At 23.4% G+C, this 231-nt stretch carries 1 protein-coding gene; it reads left to right on the plus strand.

Going from position 1 to position 231, the window contains the following annotated elements:
* Positions 1-21: 21 nt before the first annotated feature.
* The coding region (locus BT993_RS07115; protein WP_425274416.1) for an ATP-binding cassette domain-containing protein at positions 22-231 on the plus strand (210 nt) is incomplete at its 3' end.

Genomic DNA, 231 nt, shown 5'->3' on the forward strand with positions numbered 1-231 from the left:
GGCTCGTTAAGTGGTGGAGAATTGCAAAAATTGAATTTAATTTTAATATTCTCAAAACCTCATAAATTATTAATTGTAGATGAGATAACTACAGGATTAGATTATTCTACAAGAATGAAATTATTAGAATATCTAAAAAATCATATAGATAAAATGGGTATAGGATTAATTATTGTTTCACATTATTTAGAAGAAATTAAATACTTGTGTGATGAAGTTATTATAGATGAT

It is taken from the genome of Streptobacillus ratti, assembly GCF_001891165.1.
Taxonomy (GTDB): domain Bacteria; phylum Fusobacteriota; class Fusobacteriia; order Fusobacteriales; family Leptotrichiaceae; genus Streptobacillus; species Streptobacillus ratti.